Here is a 23150-nt window from a genome sequence, read left to right on the forward strand (position 1 = left end):
TTCTGACCGGCTGAAGTCTGACCAGCCCGGTCTTGTCTTGTTTTTTATACCCTTAACGGCTTGCTTTCTCTGAGTTTAGCCAGAGTATTCATATAGTCTGTTTCATAGTCATATAAAGGTGTCGGGTAGTCTCCAGTAAAGTAAGACATACACAGACCATTATGTGGCGCATCGAACTTCAGTCCGATCGAGTCCACTGTCCCTTCGACACTTAAAAATGACAGACTGTCTGCACCGATTTTCTCTCGGATTTCTTCCACTGAATAATCTGCAGCAATCAGTTCTTTCTGGTTCTGAATATCGATTCCGTAGAAACATGGGTATTTCAAAGGTGGAGATGAAATGCGGACATGTACCTCCGCTGCTCCAGCTTCTTTCAATAACTGAACGATGCGTCGGCTAGTCGTGCCGCGAACGATGGAATCATCCACCATGATCACTTTCTTACCGGCCACCACACCTCGAACAGCAGAGAGTTTCATTCTTACACCTTGTTCTCTCAGTTCCTGAGTCGGCTGGATGAATGTGCGTGCAACATACTGGTTCTTGACTAGTCCCATTTCATAAGGGATCCCACTCGCTTCTGCATACCCGCTAGCTGCGGATAAAGATGAGTTAGGGACACCGATAACCATATCTGCATCGACCGGTGCTTCTTCAGCCAGACGTTTGCCCATATTCTTACGTGCAGTATGGACATTGACTCCAGCAATATTTGAATCCGGGCGAGCAAAGTAGATAAATTCCATGGAGCAGATCTGAAGCAGTGTCTGGTCAGTATAGGTTTCGATTCGGTAACCCGAATCATCGATAATAACCAGTTCACCCGGCTGAACGGCACGGACAAATTCTGCTCCGACAACATCAAGGGCACAGGTTTCACTTGCAAGTACGTAGGCACCATTTTCCATCTGTCCAATGGATAAAGGACGGAAACCGTTCGGATCCAGTGCACCGATCAATGCATCAGGCGTCAGCATGACATAAGCAAACGCACCTTTTACGGTATTCAGACTTTCTTTGATTCGGTCGATCAGTGTATCCTGCTTGCTTTTGCGGATCAGGTGCATCAGGATTTCAGTATCCGAGTTTGAATGAAAAATCGCCCCAGCCTGCTCGAGTTCCTGGCGCAGACTCACTGCATTGATCAAATTCCCATTATGGGCCAGCGCCAGCTCCTCATCGTGAAACTTGAACAGGAACGGTTGAATGTTTAAGATACTGTTGCTACCGGCAGTGCTGTAACGGACATGTCCAATCCCAGCTTCTCCCGACAGGCGGATCAGTTCACGTTCATCTTTAAACACTTCAGATAAAAGTCCCAAGTCACGGTGTCCTTTCAGACGCCCATTGCGATTGGTCACAATCCCTGCGCCTTCCTGACCGCGGTGCTGCAGGCTATGCAGACCGAAAAAATTCAGCTGAGCTGCATCCGGGTGTCCCCACACACCGAATACGCCACATTCTTCATTTAAGCTTTTGATTTCAGCAACCAAGGAATGGCTCCTTCCCATAAGTCTTTCAATTCTTTAACATCAATAGTCAGCTCTTCCGTCTGCGTACGGATTTCAGCGATTCGTGTATCTTTTACTTCACCGATTTTAACGGCATCTTGTCCAAATACTTCTTTGACTGCTTCGGCGTTTTCAGGTCTGACAGATAGAACAAAACGGGACGGCGATTCTGAAAACAGCCACTCTGACGGCATATCTAGTGTCGCAGACAGCCCCAGCTCATTCCCAAAGGCTGATTCCATCAGCGCCACGGCCAGTCCACCTTCAGAACAGTCATGCGCACTTTGAATAAGTCCTTCACGAATCGCCTGCAGAACTTTATCCTGAATCATTTTTTCTTTATCTATATCAAAATCGAAAAGCTCTCCTTCGATTCTCCCCAGTTGCATTTTCTGCAGTTCAGATCCGTTAAAGTCAGCTTCTGTTTCCCCAATGACGAAAATTTTATCCCCAGCCTGTTTAAATTCTGATGTTGTCACATGATCTAGATCCTTGACCAGTCCGACCATGCCAATCATAGGTGTCGGATAGATCGCTTCCCCATTTGTTTCGTTGTATAGCGATACGTTTCCTGAAATGACAGGTGTATTTAATGTCGTACAGGCTTTGGCAATCCCATCCGCGGATGTCCACAGCTCCCAGAACACTTCAGGCTTATCGGGATTCCCGTAGTTCAGACAGTCCGTTATTGCCAGTGGCTCGCCCCCGCTTGCCACGATATTTCTTGCTGCTTCTGCTACAGCCATCTGTCCACCTTTCTCCGGATCGAGATAAAGGTAGCGGGCATTACAGTCAGTCGTCATGGCAAGCGCCTTGCGGGTCCCTCTGATGCGCAGAACTGCCGCATCGCTTCCTGGACCGACCACGGTGTTTGTTCTGACCATTGAATCATATGTTTCAAAAATCGATTTTTTTGAAGCAACTGTAGGCTGCTGCATGAGTTGTTTCAATGTTTCTTCTGTATCAGTGATGTCCGGTTTATATGGATCAAGCTTTTTAAATGCCTGAATACGTTCCGGCTCAGTGTATGGTTTATGATAGACAGGTGCTTCTTCCGCCAATGCGTCTACCGGTAAGTCAGCGACCAGTCTTCCTTCATGGTACAGACGATACTGCCCGTCACCAGTCACTTCTCCAATAGTTACTGCATCCAGTTCATAACGTGAGAACAGCTCTTTAACACGATCTTCAGAGCCTTTCGTCACACAGATCAGCATCCGTTCCTGAGACTCCGAGAGCATCATTTCATAGGGCGTCATGCCTGCTTCACGTTGCGGCACATCGTCCAGATTAAGGATCAGTCCACTTCCCGCTTTTGATGCCATTTCTGAACTGGATGAGACCAGTCCCGCGGCTCCCATATCCTGGATACCGACGAGAATATCGCTGTGGTCCTGGATCAGTTCCAGGCATGCTTCCATCAGAAGTTTTTCCATAAACGGATCGCCAACTTGTACAGCTGAACGCTCAGCCTCTTCTTCATCACTGAATTCTTCCGAAGCAAAGGTTGCGCCGTGAATGCCGTCACGACCTGTTTTGGCTCCGACATACATGATCGTATTACCGATCCCTTTAGCCTGGCCTTTTTGAATATCCTCATGGTCGATCAGACCGACACACATGGCATTAACCAGCGGGTTCCCTCTGTAGACGGGATCAAAGGCAATTTCTCCGCCGACTGTCGGAATCCCGATACAGTTGCCGTAGCCGCCGATTCCTGCCACGACTTCTTCAAGCAGATACTTTGTCCGTTCGTTGTCGAGTTCACCGAACCGTAAAGAATCCAGCATCGCAATCGGACGGGCACCCATACTGAAAATATCACGAATGATGCCTCCGACACCTGTCGCCGCCCCTTCATAAGGTTCAACAGCGGATGGATGGTTATGACTTTCCGCTTTAAACACAACGGCCTGACCGTCTCCAATATCAACGATTCCGGCACCCTCACCAGGACCTTGAAGCACTTGAGGTCCCTCTGTCGGGAATTTTCTCAACACCGGTTTGGAGTTTTTATATGAGCAGTGCTCGCTCCACATAACTGAAAACAGGCCAGTTTCCGTATAGTTAGGCAGATGTTTGATTATGTCCTCGGAAATCATGCGGTATTCTTCATCCGTCAGTCCCCACTGAGCATAGATTTTCTGATCTCTGATCTGTTCGGCCGTCGGTTCATGTAATGTCTTCATACCTCTGCAGTCTCCTTTATAAAGTTCTTGACCATCGATTCGAAAAAGCGCAGCCCGTCACTTGAGCCTAAAAGATCTTCGACTGCCCGCTCAGGATGCGGCATCATACCCAGAACATTGCCTTGTTTGTTTATAATCCCTGCGATATTTTCAACTGAGCCGTTCGGATTGTCTGACGCATAGGTGAATACGATCTGATTGTTGGCTTTCAGTTCCGCAAGTGTCTCTTCATCACAGTAATAATTCCCTTCGCCATGAGCGACGGGTATGGTGAGGAGTTCCTGCTTGTCATATTCAGAGGTAAATTTCGTCCGGTTATTGACCACTTCCAGTTCCACTGTCTTACAGATAAAATGAAGGTTTTCGTTACGCTGCAAAGCCCCAGGCAGAAGTCCTGCTTCAACTAAAATCTGGAATCCGTTGCAGGTACCAAAGACTGGCTTGCCTTCCTCTGCAAAGCGAGTCACTTCACTCATCACATTTGAAAAGCGGGAGATGGCACCACTTCTTAAGTAATCACCATACGAAAAACCTCCAGGAAGCAGGACACCATCAAAGCCGTCCAGACTTTCTGCAGTGTGAGGCACGTATTCAGCTTCTTCTCCTACACCGTCTCTGATTGCATGAAGCAGATCGACATCGCAATTGGAACCTGGAAACTGGATCACTGCAAATCTCATGCTTAGACCGTCTCCTTTACTCGTTCAATTTCATAGCGATAGCTTTCCATCACGACATTTGCCAGAAGCTTGTCGCAGATCGTTTCAATGACTTCTTCAACTGAACGGTCGGCAGTATCTGACACTTTGATTTCAAAATACTTCCCGATACGAATATCTTCAATTTCATCGAAGCCCATACGGTGAACGGCTCCTCTTACCGCTTCTCCCTGAGGATCCAGAATTGATTCTTTATAGGTTACATATACTTTTACCTTATACATGAGTCACTTCTCCTTTTGATCTCTCGTCAGACGGTCGAGTACTTCCTGATATAGTGGGATAATGTCGCCGAGATCCTGTCTGAAGACATCCTTGTCCAGACGATCGTTCGTCTTTTCATCCCATAGACGGCATGTGTCCGGTGAAATTTCATCTGCCAGAACGATTTGTTCTTTCGCAGCCTTTCCAAATTCCAGCTTGAAGTCGATCAATCTGATGCCGGCCTCACTGTAAATCTCAATCAGCGACTGGTTGATGTTGTGAGCCTGTCTTTTAATTTCGTCAATTTCTTTCTGGTCAGCCAGATTAAGTGCAAGCACATGATCATCATTAATGAGCGGATCGTTCAGTCCGTCATCCTTGAGGTAAAATTCCAGAACCGGAAAGGCCAGCTCCGTCCCCTCGTCTACACCGAGGCGTCTGGAAAAGCTTCCAGCAGCGACATTTCTGACGACAACCTCAAGATCGAACATATCCACTTTTTCAATCAGCTGATCCGTTTCAGACACTTCCATGATGAAGTGACTTGGAATATCCTTCTCCTTCAGCTTTTTGAAGATCATGCTGGTAATCTGGTTATTCAGCTGCCCTTTACCGGCTATGGCTTCTTTCTTGGCTCCATTCCCAGCTGTGGCCTGATCTTTATACGTGACCCAAAGGATGTTGGGTTCACTGGTCTCATATAATTGTTTTGCCTTGCCTTCATATAACAGGTCTCTCTTTATCAACTGAATACCCCTTTCATGACTTGGTTAAACACGAACATTAAACACACCTATACTTTCAATCGTTCTAATTTATCGATATAGCCTTATCATATATTGTCTAAGGAATAGAGTCAACCTTTGAGCGTCTATTTATGAGTGACATTTTGTATAATGTTCATGTTTCATGTTTATAAAGCTGAATTTACAGATTAAAATATTCTAATATTTTGTAATTAACGAACATTGCTGACTATTTATCCTTGAATAGTGATTTTAAGATCAGAGTTCGTAAAACTATTCACAAAATTTAATTAAACACAATTCGCTGACAGACTCACACTTAGGAGATGATTCACATGCAGATATACTGGACAACCCTTGTAGACGTCATTGATGAGGCCACAGACACAAAAACATTCTACCTCGACCTCCCAGAGGGCTTCACCTGGGAAGAAGGCGCGCACACTCACCTGGTACTGGAAGGAAAAATCTCTTCTTACATATTTGATGTTTAATTGCTGATTGACATCTAATTTTTGCGTCATATCTATTTCAATAACCTTTGTCATTAGTAAATGCTTAAATAATGATAGACCACAACCACTACTCATTCCAAAGTGATGATCAAAGTCTGAAGCAGTTTGACGTATCGTTTGCTTAGCTTCCAATAATAACCTAATAAAATAAATACTCATATCCTCTAATTCTTCAACAAGTATATTTTCGAATCCTTCAATGACAGAAAGGTTTGAATAACCATGAATAAACGCGATATTATGTGCCATATCTTTGGGTACTTCTAACTCTGTTACAATCCCCCAATCCACTTCTTGCCTTTCCCAAAAAATACGCTCTATTTCAAATTTTTCTAAAACACGTTTATCCATTAATTCATCTTTATATTTCAATGTTCTAGCAAACTTTTTAACTTCTGTATTGTTCTTAGTTGTTACTAAAAAATCTGTTGTCATCACTATTGGTTCTCCACTTTTAAGGTCTGTGGGGTGTTTAATTCCTAATTCATTTGCAATAATAATCGTTTCCTCAATTGGTAGCAAAGGGTATTGTTCTTGAATATCTTCAACTAAATCCGAATATTCTAATAAATAAAAGTAATTTCGTTCTAAATCTGAAAGAAATTCAAATTGTCTTGGAATCTTATATCCTTTTAATCGAGTAACCCTTCCCAATGAAGGCACATCCTGAATAGTTATCCATGGTTTATAATCGATTCCAATACCTTGACCGTAACCCTCTTTCATTTTTTTCTCATACGAACTTGAACGTTTTCTTTTAGCCATATACACCCTCCTCTTTATTAATTTTTAATTTTAAAACAAAAAAACAACCTCTTATGGACATCATACCCATAGAGGTTGCTTTAATAAAACTTTATTATAAATAATCAAACTTTGTTTTAAATGAACGAACTTTATTATAAATGATCAATCTTTTTTATAAAGCTACAAAATGTAATTTGTGATAAAGTTTATTATTCTACTGTTACTGACTTCGCTAGGTTACGTGGCTTATCTACATCTAAACCGCGGTCTAATGACGCATAGTATGCTAGTAACTGCGTTGGAATGACTGATACAAGTGCAGATAACAATGGTTCTACTGCTGGGATGACAATATCGTCACCTTCACGGTCTAAACCTTCCATAGAGATGATTAATGTATTCGCTCCGCGCGAACGCACTTCTTCAATATTACCACGAGAGTGAGCAGCGGTATTCTCTTGTGTGATTATACCGATAACTGGCGTACCATCTTCGATAAGCGAGATTGTACCATGTTTCAATTCACCTGAAGCGAAACCTTCAGCTTGAATATATGAAATCTCTTTTATTTTCAAGGCAGCTTCACGACTTACTTCGTAGTCAATTCCACGACCGATGTAGAAAGCACTTGCTTTATCAGTGAATAATTCAGTCGCTAATTCATGAATTTCATCTTTATCATCGATCATTACTTGAATAGCGTTAGCAATGATTGATAATTCATGTTCCATGTCAAATTGTGCTTCGAATCCTAAGTCACGACGTAAAGCTTCAGCTAATACAGCCATTACTGCGATTTGACCAGTATATGCTTTAGTAGACGCTACAGCGATTTCTGGACCTGCATGTAATAATAATGTGTAGTCAGCTTCACGTGATAAAGTAGAACCTTTCACGTTAGTGATTGTTAATGATTTGTAGCCTAATTTGTTGGTTTGAACCAATACTTGACGACTATCTGCAGTTTCACCAGATTGTGTTAAGTAGATGAAGAATGGTTTTTCACTCAATACCGGCATGTTGTAAGCAAATTCAGATGCTACATGAACTTCAACTGGAATGTTAACCATTTTTTCGATGATGTTTTTACCAACTAAACCTGCATGCATTGAAGTACCTGCACCGATGATGTAGATACGGTCGCTTGCATTAATTGCATCGATGATTTCTTGGTCAACTGTTAATTCGTTGTTATCGTCAGAGTATTCTTGGATAATACGACGCATTACAGCTGGTTGCTCATCAATTTCTTTAATCATGTAGTAAGGGTATGTCCCTTTATCTAAGTCGTTGGCATCTAATTGTGCAGTATATGGTGCACGTTCGATTGTTTCGCCAGCTAAGTTTTTAATAGTAACGTTTTCTTCAGTTAAGATAACCATTTCACCGTCATGAATTTCAACGTATTGGTCAGTTAAATCGATTGATGCCATTGCATCAGAAACGATTGTGTTGAAGTCAGTACCTTTACCGATTAATAAAGGTGATTTGTTTTTCGCTGCAAAAACAACACCTGGTTGTTCTGAATCGATTAAAGCAAATGCGTATGAACCTTCAATCACGTTTAAGGCTTTTAAGAATGCAGTTTCTGCATCTAAACCGTCTGTTAATGCGAAGTGCTCAATTAAGTTTACAGCAACTTCTGTATCTGTATCTGAGTGGAAAGTCACGTCAGATAAGAAATCTTCTTTCATTTCCCGGTAGTTTTCAATAACACCGTTATGTACTAATGTGAAACGACCTGTTGATGATTGCTGTGGATGGGCATTGCGAACACTTGGTTCACCATGTGTTGCCCAACGTGTATGTCCAATACCTGTATGGGCATCTAATGACATGTCCACTTCACTTTGTAGTTTAGCGATACGTCCTTCTTCTCTAAATAAATGACCATTTTGACCATTTCCATCGACAACGTATACACCTGCTGAATCATAACCACGGTACTCTAAACGTTCTAAACCGTTTAATAATACCTCTTGAGCTGATCCATTTCCAATATAACCTACAATACCACACATGTTGCAGTTTCCTCCTAATTTAGCGACATAAAAGTAGACCCTATCCATATAGGTGTCTTATCGCATTTATTGTTTGGCTACTACGTACGTGGCGGTAATTTGATAAGGCAAAATGATGGTCTAGATCATTGATTGTCTTACTTTTTTCCCACCTGTGGATTGTACAACCCCTGAATCATCCGCCGAATATTTCGATCAATTCAGTCCTCGTCACTTGCTAAGCAAGCCTGGCGCTATCCCAAAAATTACGTTTGAGATTTTATTAAAAGTAATAGCTCTTTACATTCTATAAATACAAAAAGTTATTGTCAACTTTTTTAGATGTTAATGGCTATAATTTAACCTTTTCTTAAGAAGATATATAGGTTATCCGCTAACTAGATTGCGAGCATAAAAAAGAGCCAGGAAAAACCTGACTCATTTGTTTGTATTTTAAATATTAATATTTTAAATAACCGTTTCTATAAAGAAAAAACTATATCTTAGTACCAACCGTTAGCGTTCCAGAATGCTAAAGCAGCGTTCCATGAACCGTAACGTTCAGCAACATATTTGTCAGCAGCAACTTCTTGTTCAGCTGGAGATGCACCGTAAGCTACTAATGTTGGGTTTAATTGGTAACGACCGTAGTAGCCACCTGCAGCGTTGTAAGCTGTGTAAGATCCACCTGACTCACGTTGAGCGATGATTTCTTTAGCTGAATTGCTAGAGTATGAAGTAGTTGATGCAGTTGTTTCAGCTGCTGGTGCTTTATATGTAGTTTCTTCTGCTACATAAGTTTCTTCAGCTGGCGCTTCGTAAGTTGTTTCAGTTACTTCTTCTTCAGCTACATCGTAAGTAGTTGCTTCTTCTGATACAGAATCTTCTACAGTTACTTCGTTAACTTCACCAGTTGTTTCATCTTTTGTAAATGAAAGTTTAGTGCCTGGGAAGATGACGTTAGCGTTTTGGATGTCGTTGATTGCAACTAATGCATTCACACTTACGTCAGATGCTTTAGCGATAACTGCTAAAGTATCACCGTATTGGATAGTGTATGAAGTTGTTGTATCATCTATAGCTTCTAAATCAGCTGAAACTTCAGCAACTGTACGAGCAGACCAAGTAGCTGCTTCTACGTTATTGTTGTTTGTAGCAGCGAATAAACCTGCTAATGCAAATGACGTACCTAAGATAATTTTGTTCAATTTCATGTGTAAATACTCTCCTTATAAGAATACTGCTTTTTAATTTTATTTTTTAAGTTGTCTGCTGCCATCAAGTAGATGACCCGCTATTTACCGCACCTTTATCGTGCGACTATATTTTAGATAAAGAACACCTGTCTCATCTACAAGCAATATCTTAACACGGGCCTTTTTTTAAGTCATGTAAATCAGGCATCTGTTAAAGCCTCTTAACTGCCTTGACATTAAATCCGGGGTTTTTGAAAACCTTATGTAAATTTGTAACAACTTTGTAACACTATAGCGCTAAAATTATATATATAAAGTGATAATCACAATTGTTTTCATAAATGATGTCATATTACCGGAAAATGATGCGTTTTTATTATGAATTAAATAAACAAAGTCCCCAAAAAAGCCTTTATATAAGTGTTTTAAATTCATGTCAAATCGCAATCGTTCTGTAATATGAGATATGATAATTGCAAAATATTCTTTTTAAATGTCTAATAATACAAATATTTAGATAAGCTATCGGGTATTTACTTATTTCAAAGCAATAAAAAAAGACCAGGCTCTCGCCTAGTCCTCTTGATTTATATTACTGGGATAGCTGGATTCGAACCAACGCATGACAGAGTCAAAGTCTGTTGCCTTACCGCTTGGCTATATCCCAATGTAATGGAGGGAGAAGGATTTGAACCTTCGAACCCGAAGGAACGGATTTACAGTCCGCTGCGTTTGGCCACTTCGCTATCCCTCCATATGGTGGTATCCTTGAGTTTTCTTGCCTCAAAAATATCGTACTTGATTAGTATAGCATCAGAAATTATAGATTTCAACAGTTTAGCCAAAAGTTTTTAAAAAAATTTTTTGGACTTATTTTACCGCCTTTTTCCCTCAGCTTTCTTTACGCTTATCATATAGAAGAAAGATGCTTTTGAGTGACTGTATTTCTGCTTCATTTAGTCGGCGATAGTCCCCCACCGCTAGGTCGTCAATCCTTAAATCGCCAATTTTTTGTCGGTATAAGTCTGTGACTTTTACCCCGCAAGCAAGAAACATTTTCTTCACTTGGTGGCGACGCCCCTCTGAAATTGTGACTAAACCAGTTGAGGATTGCGGGCTTGCCGAAATGATTTCAAGCCTTGCTGCTTTACAGATCGTGCCATCCTGAAAAATGACACCTGCTTGAAATTGTGCGACCATTTTTTTATCAATAAGGCCATTCACAGTGATGCGGTAGGTCTTTGGAATATCAAATTTGGGTTGTTGGAAGATGTAATGGAGCTGGCCATTGTTGGTGACGAAGACGAGCCCATGGGCATCGCGGTCTAGACGGCCAGTAATTGCTAAATCGCCGGGATTATCTGCTGGTTGAATCAGGTCAATGACCGTTGGGTGGGTCTGGTCTTTATTGGCTGACAGGTAACCCTTGGGTTTATGGACCAAGTAATAGGTATGGCCAAAATGGCGATCAATTACTATTTGGTCGACGGCAATCTCTTGCCAGCTGGGATCAACAACGGTGGCGAATTGTGTGACAACTTGGCCATCAACGGTGACATGGCCATCTTTCAATAGGCGTTTGCAGGCCTTTCGGGTCACTTGCCCAGCATCCATAATCAATTGTCCAAGTAACATGGGTAAGCTCCTTCCTTTAAAATAGTTCTTTCTATCAGTATAAACATTTTTGGGAAATGTGTCTTAAGTTTCTATCGACAAAAGGCTGATATGTTATACTTTATAGTGAAAAACTTAGAATGGAGGATAGACGCATGCAAATAGATTGGTCTAGTATTATTTCCTGGACAAATGTTTTCAATCTAATTGATATTTTGATTGTTTGGTTGTTTATCTACCAGCTTTTGAAGATTCTAAAGAATACGAAAGCCTTTAATATTTTGAACGGGGTTTTCATCTTCTTGCTGATTAAAATTATTTCCACCCTCTTCCAGTTGAAGACGGTAGATTGGATCATGAACAATATTATCCAATGGTCTGTCGTTGGTGCGATTGTCATATTCCAACCTGAAATCAGACGAGGATTAGATCATTTGGGACAACAATTCTTTGCTAGTAAACGTGAAGCTGGGGCCCGCAATCCAAACGAAAAAATGGTGCGCGATTTAGTTGAAGCTTGCGAGTACATGGGTAAACGACGGATCGGTGCTTTGATTTCCCTACAACGTTCGCAACCCTTAAATGAATATGTAGCTACTGGAATTAGATTAAATTCAGCCATATCATCTCAATTATTGATTAACATTTTCATCCCAAATACGCCCCTACATGATGGTGCCGTGATTATTCAAGATTTAGAAATTGCTTCTGCCGCTTCTTACCTGCCACTTTCAGAAAACTCGGAGATTCCTAAAGAATTAGGGACTAGACACCGGGCTGCTGTCGGCTTAAGTGAAGTAACAGATGCCATCACTATCGTCGTCTCAGAAGAAACAGGTGGTGTTTCAATTACTGAACGTGGCGAGATTACCCGCGACCTTAGTCAAGATGAGTTGTACACCATTCTAGCGGACAATTTCATCAACACTACTGATGAGGAAGCGAATGATAACTTCTTAACTAACTGGTTTAACCAATTAACAGGAGGTGGCAAGTCAGATGATCAATAAGTTTTATAACAATCGAATTGCCCTGTTAATTTTATCGCTCTTCTTATCTATCTTAATGTTTGTATATGTGAAGGCTGAGCAGTATTCGGAAAATCCAGTGAGTTTCTTCCAAAATGTCAGCGAAGCGACAACGGAAACGATTTATAACGTGCCTGTTTATATAGATGGAAACGTGGATGCGTATTACATCACTGGTCTACCAGATGCCGTTTCTGTCAGTTTATCGGGACCAAAAAACTTAATTGAACAAACACTTGAAGCCGATGACTTCCGCGTCATCACAGAAGACTTAACCGATCTAGGTGAAGGTTCTCATTACATCCAATTACAATTGGAAAATGTTTCAGAAGCCGTGTCTTATGAGATTTCACCTTCAAGCGTCAATATTTCAATTGATTCGCTACAAACAACTGAATATCCAGTCCAAGTGGAAATGTCTAATGAATCTGCAGTTGCGGAGGGTTACGAAATTACAGATGTGTCTTTAAGCCAAGATTCTGTCACCTTAACTGGTTCGACATCTGACATTGAAAGCGTGAGCAAAGTTTATACAGTCGTCAATATTCCAGATAACTTATCTGAAGACTACACCACAACCGCCACTGTCATTACAGAAAATGCGGAGGGGGATATCTTGAATATCAACACCGACCCAAGTGAGGTTGACGTGACCGTTCAAGTTTCGCCTGAAGGTGTGTCGGTCCCTATTGTGGCCAATATCACCAACGAACGCGAAGGCTACACCTATGAAGCAACGATTTTAGACAGCCAAAACGCGACTTTATCTGGTGACTACGATACCATCAATAACACTGAAAGTGTGTCTGCAACCGTTGATGTATCAGGAATTACAACAACAACTACTGTAGACGCGCCCATTGTACTACCTGATGGTGTAACGAGTTCAAATCCTTCAAGCGTTCGGGTCCAAGTGGTGCCAACCGCTACCGAGTCTTCGTCTTCGTCATCATCTAGCGCGTCATCTAGTGCCTCGTCAGAAAGCGATGAGGATAGCATCAGCTCAGACACCGCATCAAGCGAGTCTAGCGAAGAAAGTGCTACTAGTAGCGAAAGCGGCACTAGCGGTAATGAATCCACTATTGAAGAAGATACGACAAGTGATAGCGACAGCACCAGTTCAACCACAAGCGAAGTTGGCGTAACGACTGGCGTCAGTAACAACTTACAAAATGGCAACGGCAATGTCCAAGCCGACCAAAACAATTCAACAAGCTCAGAAAGCGTCTCTAGCTCTTCTAGCGCAAATGTCTTTAATGGAATACTTGCTTTTTTAGCTAGTTTTTCCTAGTATTAACCTGCGTAAGCTAGACTGCCTTTTTTCAAGGCAAGAAACATATCTATAACATTTAATTATGAATCAGTAAATGTTATACTATAACGAAATCGACGACAAAATCGATATTCACTTTCGAAAACAAAGGAGTAAATTATGAGAAAATATTTTGGTACTGATGGAGTTCGCGGTTTAGCGAATGAAGAATTAACACCAGAATTAGCATTTAAATTGGGTCGTTTTGGTGGTCACGTGTTAATGCAACATGCACCAGAAGGAATGGAACATCCGCGTGTTCTAGTTGCCCGGGATACACGTATCTCAGGTCAATTATTAGAGCAAGCCTTAACTGCTGGTTTATTATCAGTAGGGATTGAAGTGCAACAATTAGGCGTTATTACAACTCCAGCTGTATCTTATTTAACTCGTACTACCGGTGCAACTGCTGGTGTCATGATTTCAGCAAGCCACAACCCTGCCCCAGATAACGGGATTAAATTCTTTGGTTCTGACGGCTTCAAATTGTCTGACGCTCAAGAAGAAGAAATCGAAGCCTTATTAGACCAAGAAGAAGATACGTTACCACGTCCATCAGCTGAAGGTTTAGGGACAGTGATTGCTAACCCAGGTGCAGTTGGTAAATACTTAGAATTCCTAGCGTCAACAATTTCTGGTGATTTATCAGGTATTAAAGTAGCTGTTGACGGCGCTAACGGTGCCACTTCACCATTAGTTAACCGTTTATTCGCTGACTTAGGTACTGACTTTACAACAATGGCGACTTCTCCAGATGGTATCAACATCAACGAAGGTGTTGGTTCAACACATACAGAGAAATTACAAGCCCTTGTAAAAGAAACAGGTGCTGATGTCGGTGTGGCCTTCGATGGTGACGGCGACCGCTGTTTAGCAGTTGACGAAGAAGGTAACCTAGTAGACGGTGACCAAATGATGTTCATCTGTGGTAAATACTTAAACGAACGTGGTAAATTAAACGACAACACAATCGTGTCAACTGTAATGTCTAACTTAGGTTTCCACAAAGCAGTTGAAGAAGCAGGTATGAAAGCACCACAAACCAAAGTTGGTGACCGTTATGTGGTTGAAGAAATGCGTAAACACGGTTATAACCTTGGTGGAGAACAATCAGGTCATATCATCTTCATGGACTACAACAACACAGGTGACGGCCTTTTATCAGCAGTACAATTACTACATGTATTAAAAACTTCAGGTAAAAAATTATCTGAATTAGCTGGTGAAATGAAAACTTACCCTCAAGAATTAATCAATGTGCGTGTAACACGTGAAGGTAAAACAGAAGCAATGAATTCTGCAACGGTACAACAAGTTATTGATGAAGTGAACGCAGAAATGGCCGGCAATGGCCGTATCTTAGTACGCCCTTCAGGAACAGAAAACCTATTACGTGTTATGGTAGAAGCCCAAACCGATGAAGAAGCATACAACTATGCAAAACGAATCGCAGATCAAGTAAGCAAAGAATTCGGCGTAGAATAAAAACAAGGTGTGAGTGAGACCGCTAAGCTCAATAATGCTGGAAGAATAATGCAGTAGCTGATGTAATCAGCTGCAAATTAGTCTGAAGCAGGCTTGAGCTGGTCGAGCGAACCCGATTAACAAGGTGTCACACAAACCGTTTAGAAATGAACCGTTGGAAGATTAGTGTAGTGACTAACGCAGTCAGTTGCGAACTAATCTGAAACGCAGTCATTTCTGGTTTGGGGAACCCGATTATCAGGATGTGATACAAACGTTTTATCGGAATGTGACCACCCTTATTAAGATGAAATAGCGTATGGCCATCGACATACGCTATTTTTTGTACTTTTTTACAAAATATATATGCATATAAACCTTATTAGACTCGGTAACCCGCCTCAGATAAAGTCTGTGGCTGTAATAAACCAATCTTGTCATAGTGGCGCAAAGTTTTCCTTGTCACACCAGCCAAATCGGCTAATTCTCCTATTGTATACATCCTATACTCACCTCTCAATATATATAATAAAGCCTGCCCTTAGGTAAAGGTAAACCTCTTTTTGGTAAATTGTAAAATGAAATGCATAAGGAAATAAACAAAAAAATCATGTAGATACGATATACTTGTTAGCAACCAAACCAAAAGTATAAGGGGTATCTACATGACCAAAAATAATTGTATCACAGAAAAGCGCACCTTCAAACAACTTACTGACATCCAACGCGGAATGCTGGAACAGATGGCGAAAAGCGGCACCTATAAACAAGCTGAAATGGCGCGAGAATTAGGGGTCAGCCAACCCACTGTTTCTCGTGAGTTGAAACGCGGTAGAACGCGCCAGCTTGACTATAAGCGCAATTATTACGAGCAGTATATTGCCGCCTCAGGCGCACGGGTTTATAAAGAAAATCGTGAGAACTCGCATGCGCGGGATCATAATAAATATTCTGCGGCTTTCCTTGCTGCCTTACCTGAAAATCTAGCACCCAAGAAAGGGTTGCGGATTCATAGTGTGGATACTTTTGTACACTCTTATAGAAAGTTGCACCCTGACGAACGCGTACCATGCACGAAGACCGTTTACGCTTTGATAAATGCTGCCGTACTTCCAATCCGTAATATCGATTTGCCTATGAAGACTAGGATGCGGCCACGAAAAACAACCGTTTCTGAACCTAAAGGTCATAACGCTAAACACTTGGGACGCAGTATCGAAGATCGCTCTCCAGAAGTACTCTCGAGGGAAGAATTTGGGCATTGGGAAGTCGATTTAGTATTAGGTAAGAAAACAAAAAATGAGCCTGTCATCATCACTATGGTTGAACGGAAAACACGCTACTGCCTCACTAAGAAAGTTTGGGGAAAAGGCGCAGCGCTGGTTCAAAAAGGCGTGCTTGACTTGATGAAAAAACAGGGGCTAGAACAGTTCAAGTCACTCACAAATGATAACGGCTCTGAGTTTTCAAGTCTGTCTCTTATCGAAAGCATCGCTGAAGACGTTCAGGTTTTCTTTACTCATGCGTATGCTTCTTGGGAGAAAGGAACGAACGAAAGGCATAACCGCATGCTCCGAGAATTTATCCCAAAGGGAGTCACTCTGCGTCCATTGTCCTATTCGTATTTACTGGAAGTAACCGATACGATCAACCACAGACCAAGAAAAATAATGGGCTATACAACACCTGCAGAACGCCTTCAGGAAGAACTGGCCGATTTACAAGCAGCTTAAGGTGTTTTGTTGGTTCTATAGGATAAGAGAATAGATTAGCTGAGTCAAGAGCCGCTTTGCTCCTTCTCTTGACTCAGCTAACCTATCCTCTTGGGTCAGAACCACCAACAACTCACCTGAAAAATGGTAAGGGATGAAACACTCCCTGCCGTCAATGGCTTCAAAGCATTGGTAATACTGGATTATTGAGTAATTCGCTGTCTATAAAGGTTTTTAAAATTTTTTATGCATTTGATATTGCAATTAAGCTAAACCTCTTTTTTGAAAAAGGGCGAATCTTTTTAAGCTAAGTATCATTTCCCGCTACCTTCCTATTTTAATCCTAAAAAAAGACGTGGCAAAATATCTTTCGCCACGTCTTTTACTGCTATTCTATTTCATGATGGTGGTGGTCATGTTTCTCCATTTGTGCAATCAAATATGCCCGGTCTTCGTCAGACATTTCCTCACGGTTGCGACGTAAGGTGAAATGGTCTGGTACTGGATCTAGCCCCCCTGGCACCATTGGGTTACAACGAATAATACGCGCTGTACCCATAGCTGCCCCCTTAAGCGTGCCATGTTTATTGACTGCCTGAATCATATAAGTTGAGCACGATGGATAGTAGCGACAAGTCGGTGGAAACATTGGGGAAATATACTTTTGGTAACCCCGCACCATTTTTACCAGGGGTTTTTCAGCCATAATACGTTTACCCCTCTTTCCCTTCAACCAATGGTAATAATAAACCATCAGCAATCTCTTGCGCTTTAGCATCACCTTTTAGAATTCGAATGATGTCCAAAGCAAAATAAACTGCTGTGGCTGGTCCACGTGAGGTCAATACTTTATGGTTTCCATCGTAGTAGGTGATATCTTCGTGGAAGGTCTTGTAATGCACTTGGTCTTCGAAACCTGGGTAGCATGTCCCTTCCAAGTCTTTAGTGATGCCTGCTGCTTCAAGGGCAATCGGTGACGCACAAATACTAGAAACATATTTATTGTTTGCTACTTGTTGAGCAATCAAGTCAGTTACTCTTTTATCTTTGGCCAATTTTTCTGCACCTGGGCGCCCACCAGGCGTAATCACCATGTCATAGCTATCTATATCAATGTCATCTAGCATCTTATCTGCCATAATCTCAATACCATGGTCACCAATTGTCGATAGGCTTTCATTGATTGATATCATATCGATTGGAATTTCTGCTCGACGTAGGTAATCAATCACTGTAATTGCTTCTACTTCTTCGTAACCTTCACCTAGTAAAATCATTGTTTTCATCTTAAACCCTCCAGCTTAAACTGCCTGTTTTCTTGTCTCTATCTTACCTAAATTTTGGAGATAAGAAAAGGATCGACACTTGGCCGACCCCTCCTACACATGATAATAGATACTAGCTATCCATGTATATTAGTTATTATTGTACTCTTGAACCATCTGTAAATTCACCATTTTGGTGGGCACGACGGCGTTCTTCAGCGCGTTGACGTTCTTCTTCAGATTGTTGTTGTTGATAATCTGCACGTGTCATCACGTCGTTAACATTCATGTTTACTTCAACAACTCTTAAGCCAGTCATCTTTTCAACATTTGCTTTCACTTTTTCGATTGTTTGGTTAAAGGCTGCAGGAATATTTTTGCCATATTCAGCAATTACTTCTAAGTCGATGGCTACTTCTTTACTACCAACTTCAGCGTTAACACCTTTTGTTTTATCATCTTCAGAAGAGAAGAAGCTTTTCACGCCAGATGTGAAGTTACCTTTCAACTCTAAAATGCCGTCAACATCTTGAACTGAGTTATTCGCAATACGTTCTAACACGCGAGGTTCAAAAGCTAAATTATTTTCGTGTTTTACTTGTTCATTTGTTTCAGCCATAATTTAATTCCTCCTAATATTTATGTTGGTCATCTAGCCAACTTTAAATAACCTATAAGTTAATAATAACGTGAATATTTCTGATTATCAACCAATAACCCTTCGACTATTTCATAAAGAACCGTAACCAGGCACGCAAGTCGACCTCACCATCAAAGTAAGCACCGACGATAAAGCCGACAACTGCGATAACAAATACCAGTAAGGCTGTCCCGAAAGTAAAGACTACCCACAATAGTGCAAAGATAAAGGCTGATAATAAGCCGATAATTCGCCCTTTGTATTGGCGCCAAATCGCACGTTCTTCTCGTTTATTCCGCTCTGACATATTATCCCTCCTCCTTATTGCACACGTGGTGCAGCTTTCTGTTTGGCTTGTTTTTCAGCTACAACAACACTACGGTCAATTTGGTTGACCTTCACATTAACATCCGCAACTGGAATCCCCAATGAAACGGCCACAGTATCACGTACGCGTTCCTGTACCCGACTAGCCAAGTCAATTACATTGGTTGCGTCATCCACTTGGAAAACAACGCTTACTTTGGTATCTTCAGGACGTTTACCAAATCGTACTTTTGCTTCAGGGAATTTTACCCCTGACACACGCTGGCTAGCACGGACTGCTGTATCTTCGACAGAATGCTTGGTAAAACTTAATACACCGGCATCCGTTTTGACTTCTAGGTGGTCACGTTTCGCTGGTGCCACAACCGCTTGTAGGAAAACAACTAACACAACCAAGGCTACAAAGGCTAAACCAGCTAACATGGCCCATTGACCATAGGTATCGCCTAAGACAGTCTCTTTAACGAAAGGTGTTAGGTATTGAATTGGGTAAAACAAGGCAATTACAGCTAATAATGCAACCAAGCCCACTAGGGTTAATATAATTTGTAGAAACCTTCTAAAACCACCCATCGGATCCCCTCCTAATTTGTTTATATATTATAAATGATTATGTATAGGTTACAATAAAAGTTATGATAATTCAAACAATCCGCATGATATTTCGAAAACGAAACAAAATATTTTCCCAGCCTATCAAAACGTGTTACACTATATAAAAATAAGTTATTTTTTAAATTCTCATTAACCTTTATTAAAATTGAAAAAGGAGTTTCCCCACCATGAAGACAGTCGTTATCAGCGGATCAAATGTTGGCACCAAATCACGTGTTGCTGCAGATGAATACATTAAACAAGCAAAAAGCTACCGTCCAGATGCGGACATGGAATTAATTGACCTGGCTGAAAAGGACATGGTCTTTTCAGATGGCCGCAATTATTTTGAATACCCTGGTGACACTGGCCAAGTCCTTAAAACCATCATGGCTGCAGATGTCTTAGTCTTGACCATGCCCACTTTCCAAGCTTCATACCCAGCTACCGTGAAAAACTTGTTCGACCTGCTACCCGTGAATGCCTTCCGGGACAAGGTGGTTGGCGTCATCAACACTGCTGGTTCTCCGCGTCATTATTTAATGGTTGAAACCCAATTGATGCCGATCTTAAATTATATGAAGGCCACTGTCGTCAACAAGTACGTCTTTATTGAAGAACGGGACTTCAGTCGCAACGAAATCGTCAGTGATGACATCATTTTCCGCATTGAACGTTTAGTTGACGATGTCTTTACCATGGCAGACGTACAAGCAGAAATTCAAGCCAAAAAAGACGCTGCTTACGGTTTTTAATAGTCAGCACTATCTTATTGGAAAAAGCGTGCCTCAGGGAGGTCAGTCAACTCCCTGAGGCACGCTATTTTTATGGCGGAAACTTTTGACAAAGGGCCTGTCATTTTTCAAAAAGCAAGCATTTAATTCGATTTCATTAATTCATCTACGTAAGCCACAACATCTGGTTGGTTGGCTTCAATTTCAGCAATCTTGTCTGCAAATTGTGGTAAATGCGCTTTGTGGGCATATAATAATTCGTCCAAGACGCGTTTAGCCATCTGACCACCTGGTACTAAGGGGTTAATCGTGAAGGCATGTAAAGCTGCCCCATAATTTCCTTCAACGGCAGCACGGATAACTGTTTCTTCCATCCCCTTCATCAATTGGATCATCCCACGCGCGGCTGGCATAAATTCGCCCCAGTTGAATGGTACGGCACCGTGGCTAGTGATTTGGGCAGATACTTCCACAATAGCATCATACGGTAGGTCTTGGATTGTCCCGTTATTTTGGGTAGAGACCACCATAACAGTTCGTTTGTCGTTGTAAATAGAGGCGATGACCTCACAAGCGGCGTCAGAATAGTAAGTCCCACCACGTTGGGTTAATTCTTCAGGCTTGTAGTCTAAAGCTGGGTCTTTATACAATTCAAACAATTGTTGCTCAGTCTTCTTCACGACTTGTGCACGGGTTGCACCTGCTTGAAACTCTTCAATAGAATGTTGTAACATCTCATCTTCAGAGTAGTAGTAACGGTGGTAACCACATGGTAGCATAGCTAAATCTTGAATTTGTTCAATATGGTAGTTGGCATCATGGATATTCTTCAAGGCTGATTCTGGCCCATCATCTGATTTTTTGTATAGTAAATCAATGACTTTAGCTGTTAATTCCTTGCCTTGACGGTCCCAAACTTTATGCCAGTGGAAGTGGTTAATACCCGCAAATTGGTAGAACAAGTCATCCTGGTCGACATCTAACTGCCCAGCTATGTCCATGCAGTGAGTGATTGGCACGTTACATAAACCAATTGTCCGCTTCCAACCAAATTGCTTGATCGCCGCTTCAGTGACCATCCCCGCTGGATTGGTAAAGTTAATCAACCAAGCATCCGGACATTGTACTTTCATATCTTCAATAATTTGGCCGATAATCGGAATGGTTCTAAAGGCTTTCAACATCCCTCCGGCACCATTAGTTTCTTGACCTAAAATCCCGTGAGATAAAGGAATACGTTCATCCTTCACACGTGCATCCAGCAAGCCCACACGGAATTGCGTTGTGACAAAGTCCGCATCTTTCAAGGCATTGAACCGGTCTAAAGTTAAGGTAACCTTCCAGTCTAAACCAGCAGCCTTCACCATCCGTTTAGCCATTTCCCCAACGATATTTAATTTTTCCTGCCCTGCCTCAATATCCACTAAGACAATCTCATCAATTGGCATCTCATCTTTACGTTTAATGTAACCTTCAATTAATTCTGGTGTATACGAAGAACCGCCACCAATTGTGACAATTTTTAACCCTTTACCCATCCTGTATAACCTCCTATAATTTGATTACCCTCATCATATTCGAAATTGTAACCCTTTACAATATGAACAAATCAAATAGTAAGGCCAAACACAAAGTAAGCCCATCTATTTGAAATTCCTGTGTCACCCTTACACAAAATATGCTACTATTTGTAAAAAGGGGGCGCCACCATGTTGCTGATTGAACAAATGAAAACCACTCACTTTTCCCACGCTGAACAATCCTTAGTGCAATACATGATTGAACATCCAGAAAAACTCGACCAATTAACGACTACGCATTTCGCAGAAATTACCCATACCAATCCAACCAGTCTCATCCGGGTAGCCAAGAAACTGGGTTACAAAGGTTGGACGGATTTACGCACCGCCTACCTAGACGAATGGTTGTATTTAAATAGCCACTACAATGCCATTGACGCCAACCGTCCTTTCGCAAAAAACGATTCACTAGCCACTATCGCCAACAAGATGGCCAGTCTAGACCAAAACACCATCCAAGATACCCTATATTTACTGGACTACCAGGAAATCCAGAAGGCCCAAGACATCTTGTTGAAGGCTAAAAATATTAAAATTTTCGGTAGTCATACCAATGCCATGATTTCACAGGAATTCGTGACCAAGATGCGACGGATTAACCGAAACGTGACTATCGCTTCCACCTTTCATTATGTAGACTATGAAGCCTACCATTCGGATCAAGATACCTGCGCTATTATTATTTCTTATTCTGGAGAGAATGCTGGGTTAATTAAATGCATGGAAATATTGAAGCATAAGGAAGTGCCTATTATCAGTCTGACCAGCATTGGGGACAACACGATTTCACAGATGAGTGATTGCCGGTTGAATATTACGACTCGGGAAAAATTGTACTCCAAAATCGGTAACTTCACCTCTAATACCTCGATCATTTACCTACTTAACTTGCTTTACGCCATAGTCTTTGCCAAAGACTATGACGAAAACCTGGACCACATCATTACAGTCGGCAAGTACTTTGACCAACGAACTACAAGTGTTGATATTATGCGTGAAAACTAGACGAAACTTCAGAATAAAAACATGTCCTAAAGAATTTCATAATCT

The 23150-nt window shown here is 41.5% G+C and carries 22 protein-coding genes and 2 tRNA genes; 6 read left to right on the forward strand and 18 right to left on the reverse strand.

Annotated elements, in window-relative coordinates; genetic code table 11:
- Positions 1–44: 44 nt before the first annotated feature.
- The 11 genes from purF to AWM76_RS10195 all read right to left on the reverse strand — a co-directional run bounded on the left by purF (position 45) and on the right by AWM76_RS10195 (position 11465).
- A complete protein-coding gene (gene purF / locus AWM76_RS10145) occupies positions 45–1496 on the reverse strand; it encodes an amidophosphoribosyltransferase (protein WP_003142092.1) in 1452 nt (483 codons plus the stop codon).
- Positions 1472–3703, reverse strand: coding sequence for a phosphoribosylformylglycinamidine synthase subunit PurL (gene purL, locus AWM76_RS10150; protein WP_003142093.1), 2232 nt, complete (start codon positions 3701–3703; stop codon positions 1472–1474). Before purL ends, purF begins: the two co-directional genes overlap by 25 nt.
- Positions 3700–4383, reverse strand: coding sequence for a phosphoribosylformylglycinamidine synthase subunit PurQ (gene purQ, locus AWM76_RS10155; protein ID WP_003142095.1), 684 nt, complete (start codon positions 4381–4383; stop codon positions 3700–3702). Before purQ ends, purL begins: the two co-directional genes overlap by 4 nt.
- A 2-nt stretch (positions 4384–4385) precedes the next feature.
- Positions 4386–4646, reverse strand: a complete 261-nt coding sequence (gene purS / locus AWM76_RS10160; protein WP_003142097.1) for a phosphoribosylformylglycinamidine synthase subunit PurS — start codon at positions 4644–4646, stop codon at positions 4386–4388.
- 3 nt (positions 4647–4649) lie between these two features.
- On the reverse strand, positions 4650–5372 hold the full coding sequence (gene purC / locus AWM76_RS10165; RefSeq protein WP_003142099.1) for a phosphoribosylaminoimidazolesuccinocarboxamide synthase: 723 nt from the start codon (positions 5370–5372) through the stop codon (positions 4650–4652).
- Positions 5373–5662: 290 nt separating this feature from the next.
- Positions 5663–6652 (reverse strand): TnsA endonuclease N-terminal domain-containing protein, encoded by a 990-nt coding sequence (locus AWM76_RS10170; RefSeq protein ID WP_003142101.1) that lies wholly within the window; start codon positions 6650–6652, stop codon positions 5663–5665.
- A 191-nt stretch (positions 6653–6843) separates the two neighbouring features.
- Positions 6844–8655 (reverse strand): glutamine--fructose-6-phosphate transaminase (isomerizing), encoded by a 1812-nt coding sequence (gene glmS, locus AWM76_RS10175; protein ID WP_039935251.1) that lies wholly within the window; start codon positions 8653–8655, stop codon positions 6844–6846.
- A 482-nt stretch (positions 8656–9137) separates the two neighbouring features.
- Positions 9138–9848, reverse strand: coding sequence for an aggregation-promoting factor C-terminal-like domain-containing protein (locus AWM76_RS10180; protein ID WP_003142105.1), 711 nt, complete (start codon positions 9846–9848; stop codon positions 9138–9140).
- Between the two features lie 577 nt (positions 9849–10425).
- Positions 10426–10497, reverse strand: a tRNA-Gln gene (locus AWM76_RS10185).
- A gap of 6 nt (positions 10498–10503) precedes the next feature.
- Positions 10504–10584 (reverse strand) — tRNA-Tyr (locus AWM76_RS10190).
- A gap of 137 nt (positions 10585–10721) precedes the next feature.
- On the reverse strand, positions 10722–11465 hold the full coding sequence (locus tag AWM76_RS10195) for a pseudouridine synthase (RefSeq protein WP_003142109.1): 744 nt from the start codon (positions 11463–11465) through the stop codon (positions 10722–10724).
- Positions 11466–11599: 134 nt separating this feature from the next.
- Here AWM76_RS10195 and cdaA point away from each other — a divergent pair, with 134 nt between their 5' ends.
- From cdaA to glmM, 3 genes are all read left to right on the forward strand, one after another.
- Positions 11600–12454, forward strand: coding sequence for a diadenylate cyclase CdaA (gene cdaA, locus AWM76_RS10200; RefSeq protein WP_039935254.1), 855 nt, complete (start codon positions 11600–11602; stop codon positions 12452–12454).
- Entirely contained in the window at positions 12444–13763 is a 1320-nt protein-coding gene (locus AWM76_RS10205; RefSeq protein ID WP_003142112.1) for a CdaR family protein, read from the forward strand. The genes cdaA and AWM76_RS10205 overlap by 11 nt, the downstream gene beginning before the upstream one ends.
- Before the next feature lie 141 nt (positions 13764–13904).
- Positions 13905–15269 carry a phosphoglucosamine mutase gene (gene glmM / locus AWM76_RS10210; RefSeq protein ID WP_003142114.1) on the forward strand — a complete coding sequence of 455 codons (1365 nt, stop codon included), beginning with the start codon at positions 13905–13907 and terminating at the stop codon, positions 15267–15269.
- A 361-nt stretch (positions 15270–15630) separates the two neighbouring features.
- Here glmM and AWM76_RS10655 read toward each other — a convergent pair whose 3' ends face one another.
- Positions 15631–15750 carry a MerR family DNA-binding transcriptional regulator gene (locus tag AWM76_RS10655; protein ID WP_003142115.1) on the reverse strand — a complete coding sequence of 40 codons (120 nt, stop codon included), beginning with the start codon at positions 15748–15750 and terminating at the stop codon, positions 15631–15633.
- 163 nt (positions 15751–15913) lie between these two features.
- Between AWM76_RS10655 and AWM76_RS10215 the strand changes: the two genes are divergently transcribed.
- Positions 15914–16981 carry an IS30 family transposase gene (locus AWM76_RS10215; protein WP_060779380.1) on the forward strand — a complete coding sequence of 356 codons (1068 nt, stop codon included), beginning with the start codon at positions 15914–15916 and terminating at the stop codon, positions 16979–16981.
- A 367-nt stretch (positions 16982–17348) separates the two neighbouring features.
- Here AWM76_RS10215 and yidD read toward each other — a convergent pair whose 3' ends face one another.
- The 5 genes from yidD to amaP all read right to left on the reverse strand — a co-directional run bounded on the left by yidD (position 17349) and on the right by amaP (position 19765).
- Positions 17349–17666 (reverse strand): membrane protein insertion efficiency factor YidD, encoded by a 318-nt coding sequence (gene yidD / locus AWM76_RS10220; RefSeq protein ID WP_060779412.1) that lies wholly within the window; start codon positions 17664–17666, stop codon positions 17349–17351.
- A 7-nt stretch (positions 17667–17673) separates the two neighbouring features.
- Positions 17674–18246, reverse strand: a complete 573-nt coding sequence (locus tag AWM76_RS10225; RefSeq protein WP_003142367.1) for a DJ-1 family glyoxalase III — start codon at positions 18244–18246, stop codon at positions 17674–17676.
- A gap of 136 nt (positions 18247–18382) precedes the next feature.
- Positions 18383–18844, reverse strand: a complete 462-nt coding sequence (locus tag AWM76_RS10230) for an Asp23/Gls24 family envelope stress response protein (protein WP_003142369.1) — start codon at positions 18842–18844, stop codon at positions 18383–18385.
- 106 nt (positions 18845–18950) lie between these two features.
- Entirely contained in the window at positions 18951–19172 is a 222-nt protein-coding gene (locus tag AWM76_RS10235; protein WP_003142370.1) for a DUF2273 domain-containing protein, read from the reverse strand.
- Positions 19173–19186: 14 nt separating this feature from the next.
- Positions 19187–19765 carry an alkaline shock response membrane anchor protein AmaP gene (amaP, locus tag AWM76_RS10240; RefSeq protein WP_003142372.1) on the reverse strand — a complete coding sequence of 193 codons (579 nt, stop codon included), beginning with the start codon at positions 19763–19765 and terminating at the stop codon, positions 19187–19189.
- A gap of 209 nt (positions 19766–19974) precedes the next feature.
- Here amaP and AWM76_RS10245 point away from each other — a divergent pair, with 209 nt between their 5' ends.
- Positions 19975–20541 (forward strand): NADPH-dependent FMN reductase, encoded by a 567-nt coding sequence (locus tag AWM76_RS10245; protein ID WP_003142373.1) that lies wholly within the window; start codon positions 19975–19977, stop codon positions 20539–20541.
- Between the two features lie 122 nt (positions 20542–20663).
- On the opposite strand, the gene AWM76_RS10250 is transcribed toward AWM76_RS10245, so the two are convergent.
- On the reverse strand, positions 20664–22058 hold the full coding sequence (locus AWM76_RS10250; protein ID WP_003142375.1) for a 6-phospho-beta-glucosidase: 1395 nt from the start codon (positions 22056–22058) through the stop codon (positions 20664–20666).
- 171 nt (positions 22059–22229) lie between these two features.
- Between AWM76_RS10250 and AWM76_RS10255 the strand changes: the two genes are divergently transcribed.
- Positions 22230–23105, forward strand: coding sequence for a MurR/RpiR family transcriptional regulator (locus tag AWM76_RS10255; RefSeq protein WP_003142376.1), 876 nt, complete (start codon positions 22230–22232; stop codon positions 23103–23105).
- The last annotated feature ends 45 nt before the right edge of the window (positions 23106–23150 follow it).

The organism is Aerococcus viridans (genome assembly GCF_001543285.1).
Taxonomy (GTDB): Bacteria; Bacillota; Bacilli; order Lactobacillales; family Aerococcaceae; genus Aerococcus; species Aerococcus viridans.

Bases quoted from the DNA above. Each gene is read 5' to 3' on its own strand.
- purL (WP_003142093.1), bottom strand. From the start codon at position 3,703: ATGAAGACATTACATGAACCGACGGCCGAACAGATCAGAGATCAGAAA.
- purQ (WP_003142095.1), bottom strand. From the start codon at position 4,383: ATGAGATTTGCAGTGATCCAGTTTCCAGGTTCCAATTGCGATGTCGAT.
- purS (WP_003142097.1), bottom strand. From the start codon at position 4,646: ATGTATAAGGTAAAAGTATATGTAACCTATAAAGAATCAATTCTGGAT.
- AWM76_RS10170 (WP_003142101.1), bottom strand. From the start codon at position 6,652: ATGGCTAAAAGAAAACGTTCAAGTTCGTATGAGAAAAAAATGAAAGAG.
- glmS (WP_039935251.1), bottom strand. From the start codon at position 8,655: ATGTGTGGTATTGTAGGTTATATTGGAAATGGATCAGCTCAAGAGGTA.
- AWM76_RS10180 (WP_003142105.1), bottom strand. From the start codon at position 9,848: ATGAAATTGAACAAAATTATCTTAGGTACGTCATTTGCATTAGCAGGT.
- AWM76_RS10195 (WP_003142109.1), bottom strand. From the start codon at position 11,465: ATGTTACTTGGACAATTGATTATGGATGCTGGGCAAGTGACCCGAAAG.
- cdaA (WP_039935254.1), top strand. From the start codon at position 11,600: ATGCAAATAGATTGGTCTAGTATTATTTCCTGGACAAATGTTTTCAAT.
- AWM76_RS10205 (WP_003142112.1), top strand. From the start codon at position 12,444: ATGATCAATAAGTTTTATAACAATCGAATTGCCCTGTTAATTTTATCG.
- glmM (WP_003142114.1), top strand. From the start codon at position 13,905: ATGAGAAAATATTTTGGTACTGATGGAGTTCGCGGTTTAGCGAATGAA.
- AWM76_RS10655 (WP_003142115.1), bottom strand. From the start codon at position 15,750: ATGTATACAATAGGAGAATTAGCCGATTTGGCTGGTGTGACAAGGAAA.
- AWM76_RS10215 (WP_060779380.1), top strand. From the start codon at position 15,914: ATGACCAAAAATAATTGTATCACAGAAAAGCGCACCTTCAAACAACTT.
- yidD (WP_060779412.1), bottom strand. From the start codon at position 17,666: ATGGCTGAAAAACCCCTGGTAAAAATGGTGCGGGGTTACCAAAAGTAT.
- AWM76_RS10225 (WP_003142367.1), bottom strand. From the start codon at position 18,246: ATGAAAACAATGATTTTACTAGGTGAAGGTTACGAAGAAGTAGAAGCA.
- AWM76_RS10230 (WP_003142369.1), bottom strand. From the start codon at position 18,844: ATGGCTGAAACAAATGAACAAGTAAAACACGAAAATAATTTAGCTTTT.
- AWM76_RS10235 (WP_003142370.1), bottom strand. From the start codon at position 19,172: ATGTCAGAGCGGAATAAACGAGAAGAACGTGCGATTTGGCGCCAATAC.
- amaP (WP_003142372.1), bottom strand. From the start codon at position 19,765: ATGGGTGGTTTTAGAAGGTTTCTACAAATTATATTAACCCTAGTGGGC.
- AWM76_RS10245 (WP_003142373.1), top strand. From the start codon at position 19,975: ATGAAGACAGTCGTTATCAGCGGATCAAATGTTGGCACCAAATCACGT.
- AWM76_RS10250 (WP_003142375.1), bottom strand. From the start codon at position 22,058: ATGGGTAAAGGGTTAAAAATTGTCACAATTGGTGGCGGTTCTTCGTAT.
- AWM76_RS10255 (WP_003142376.1), top strand. From the start codon at position 22,230: ATGTTGCTGATTGAACAAATGAAAACCACTCACTTTTCCCACGCTGAA.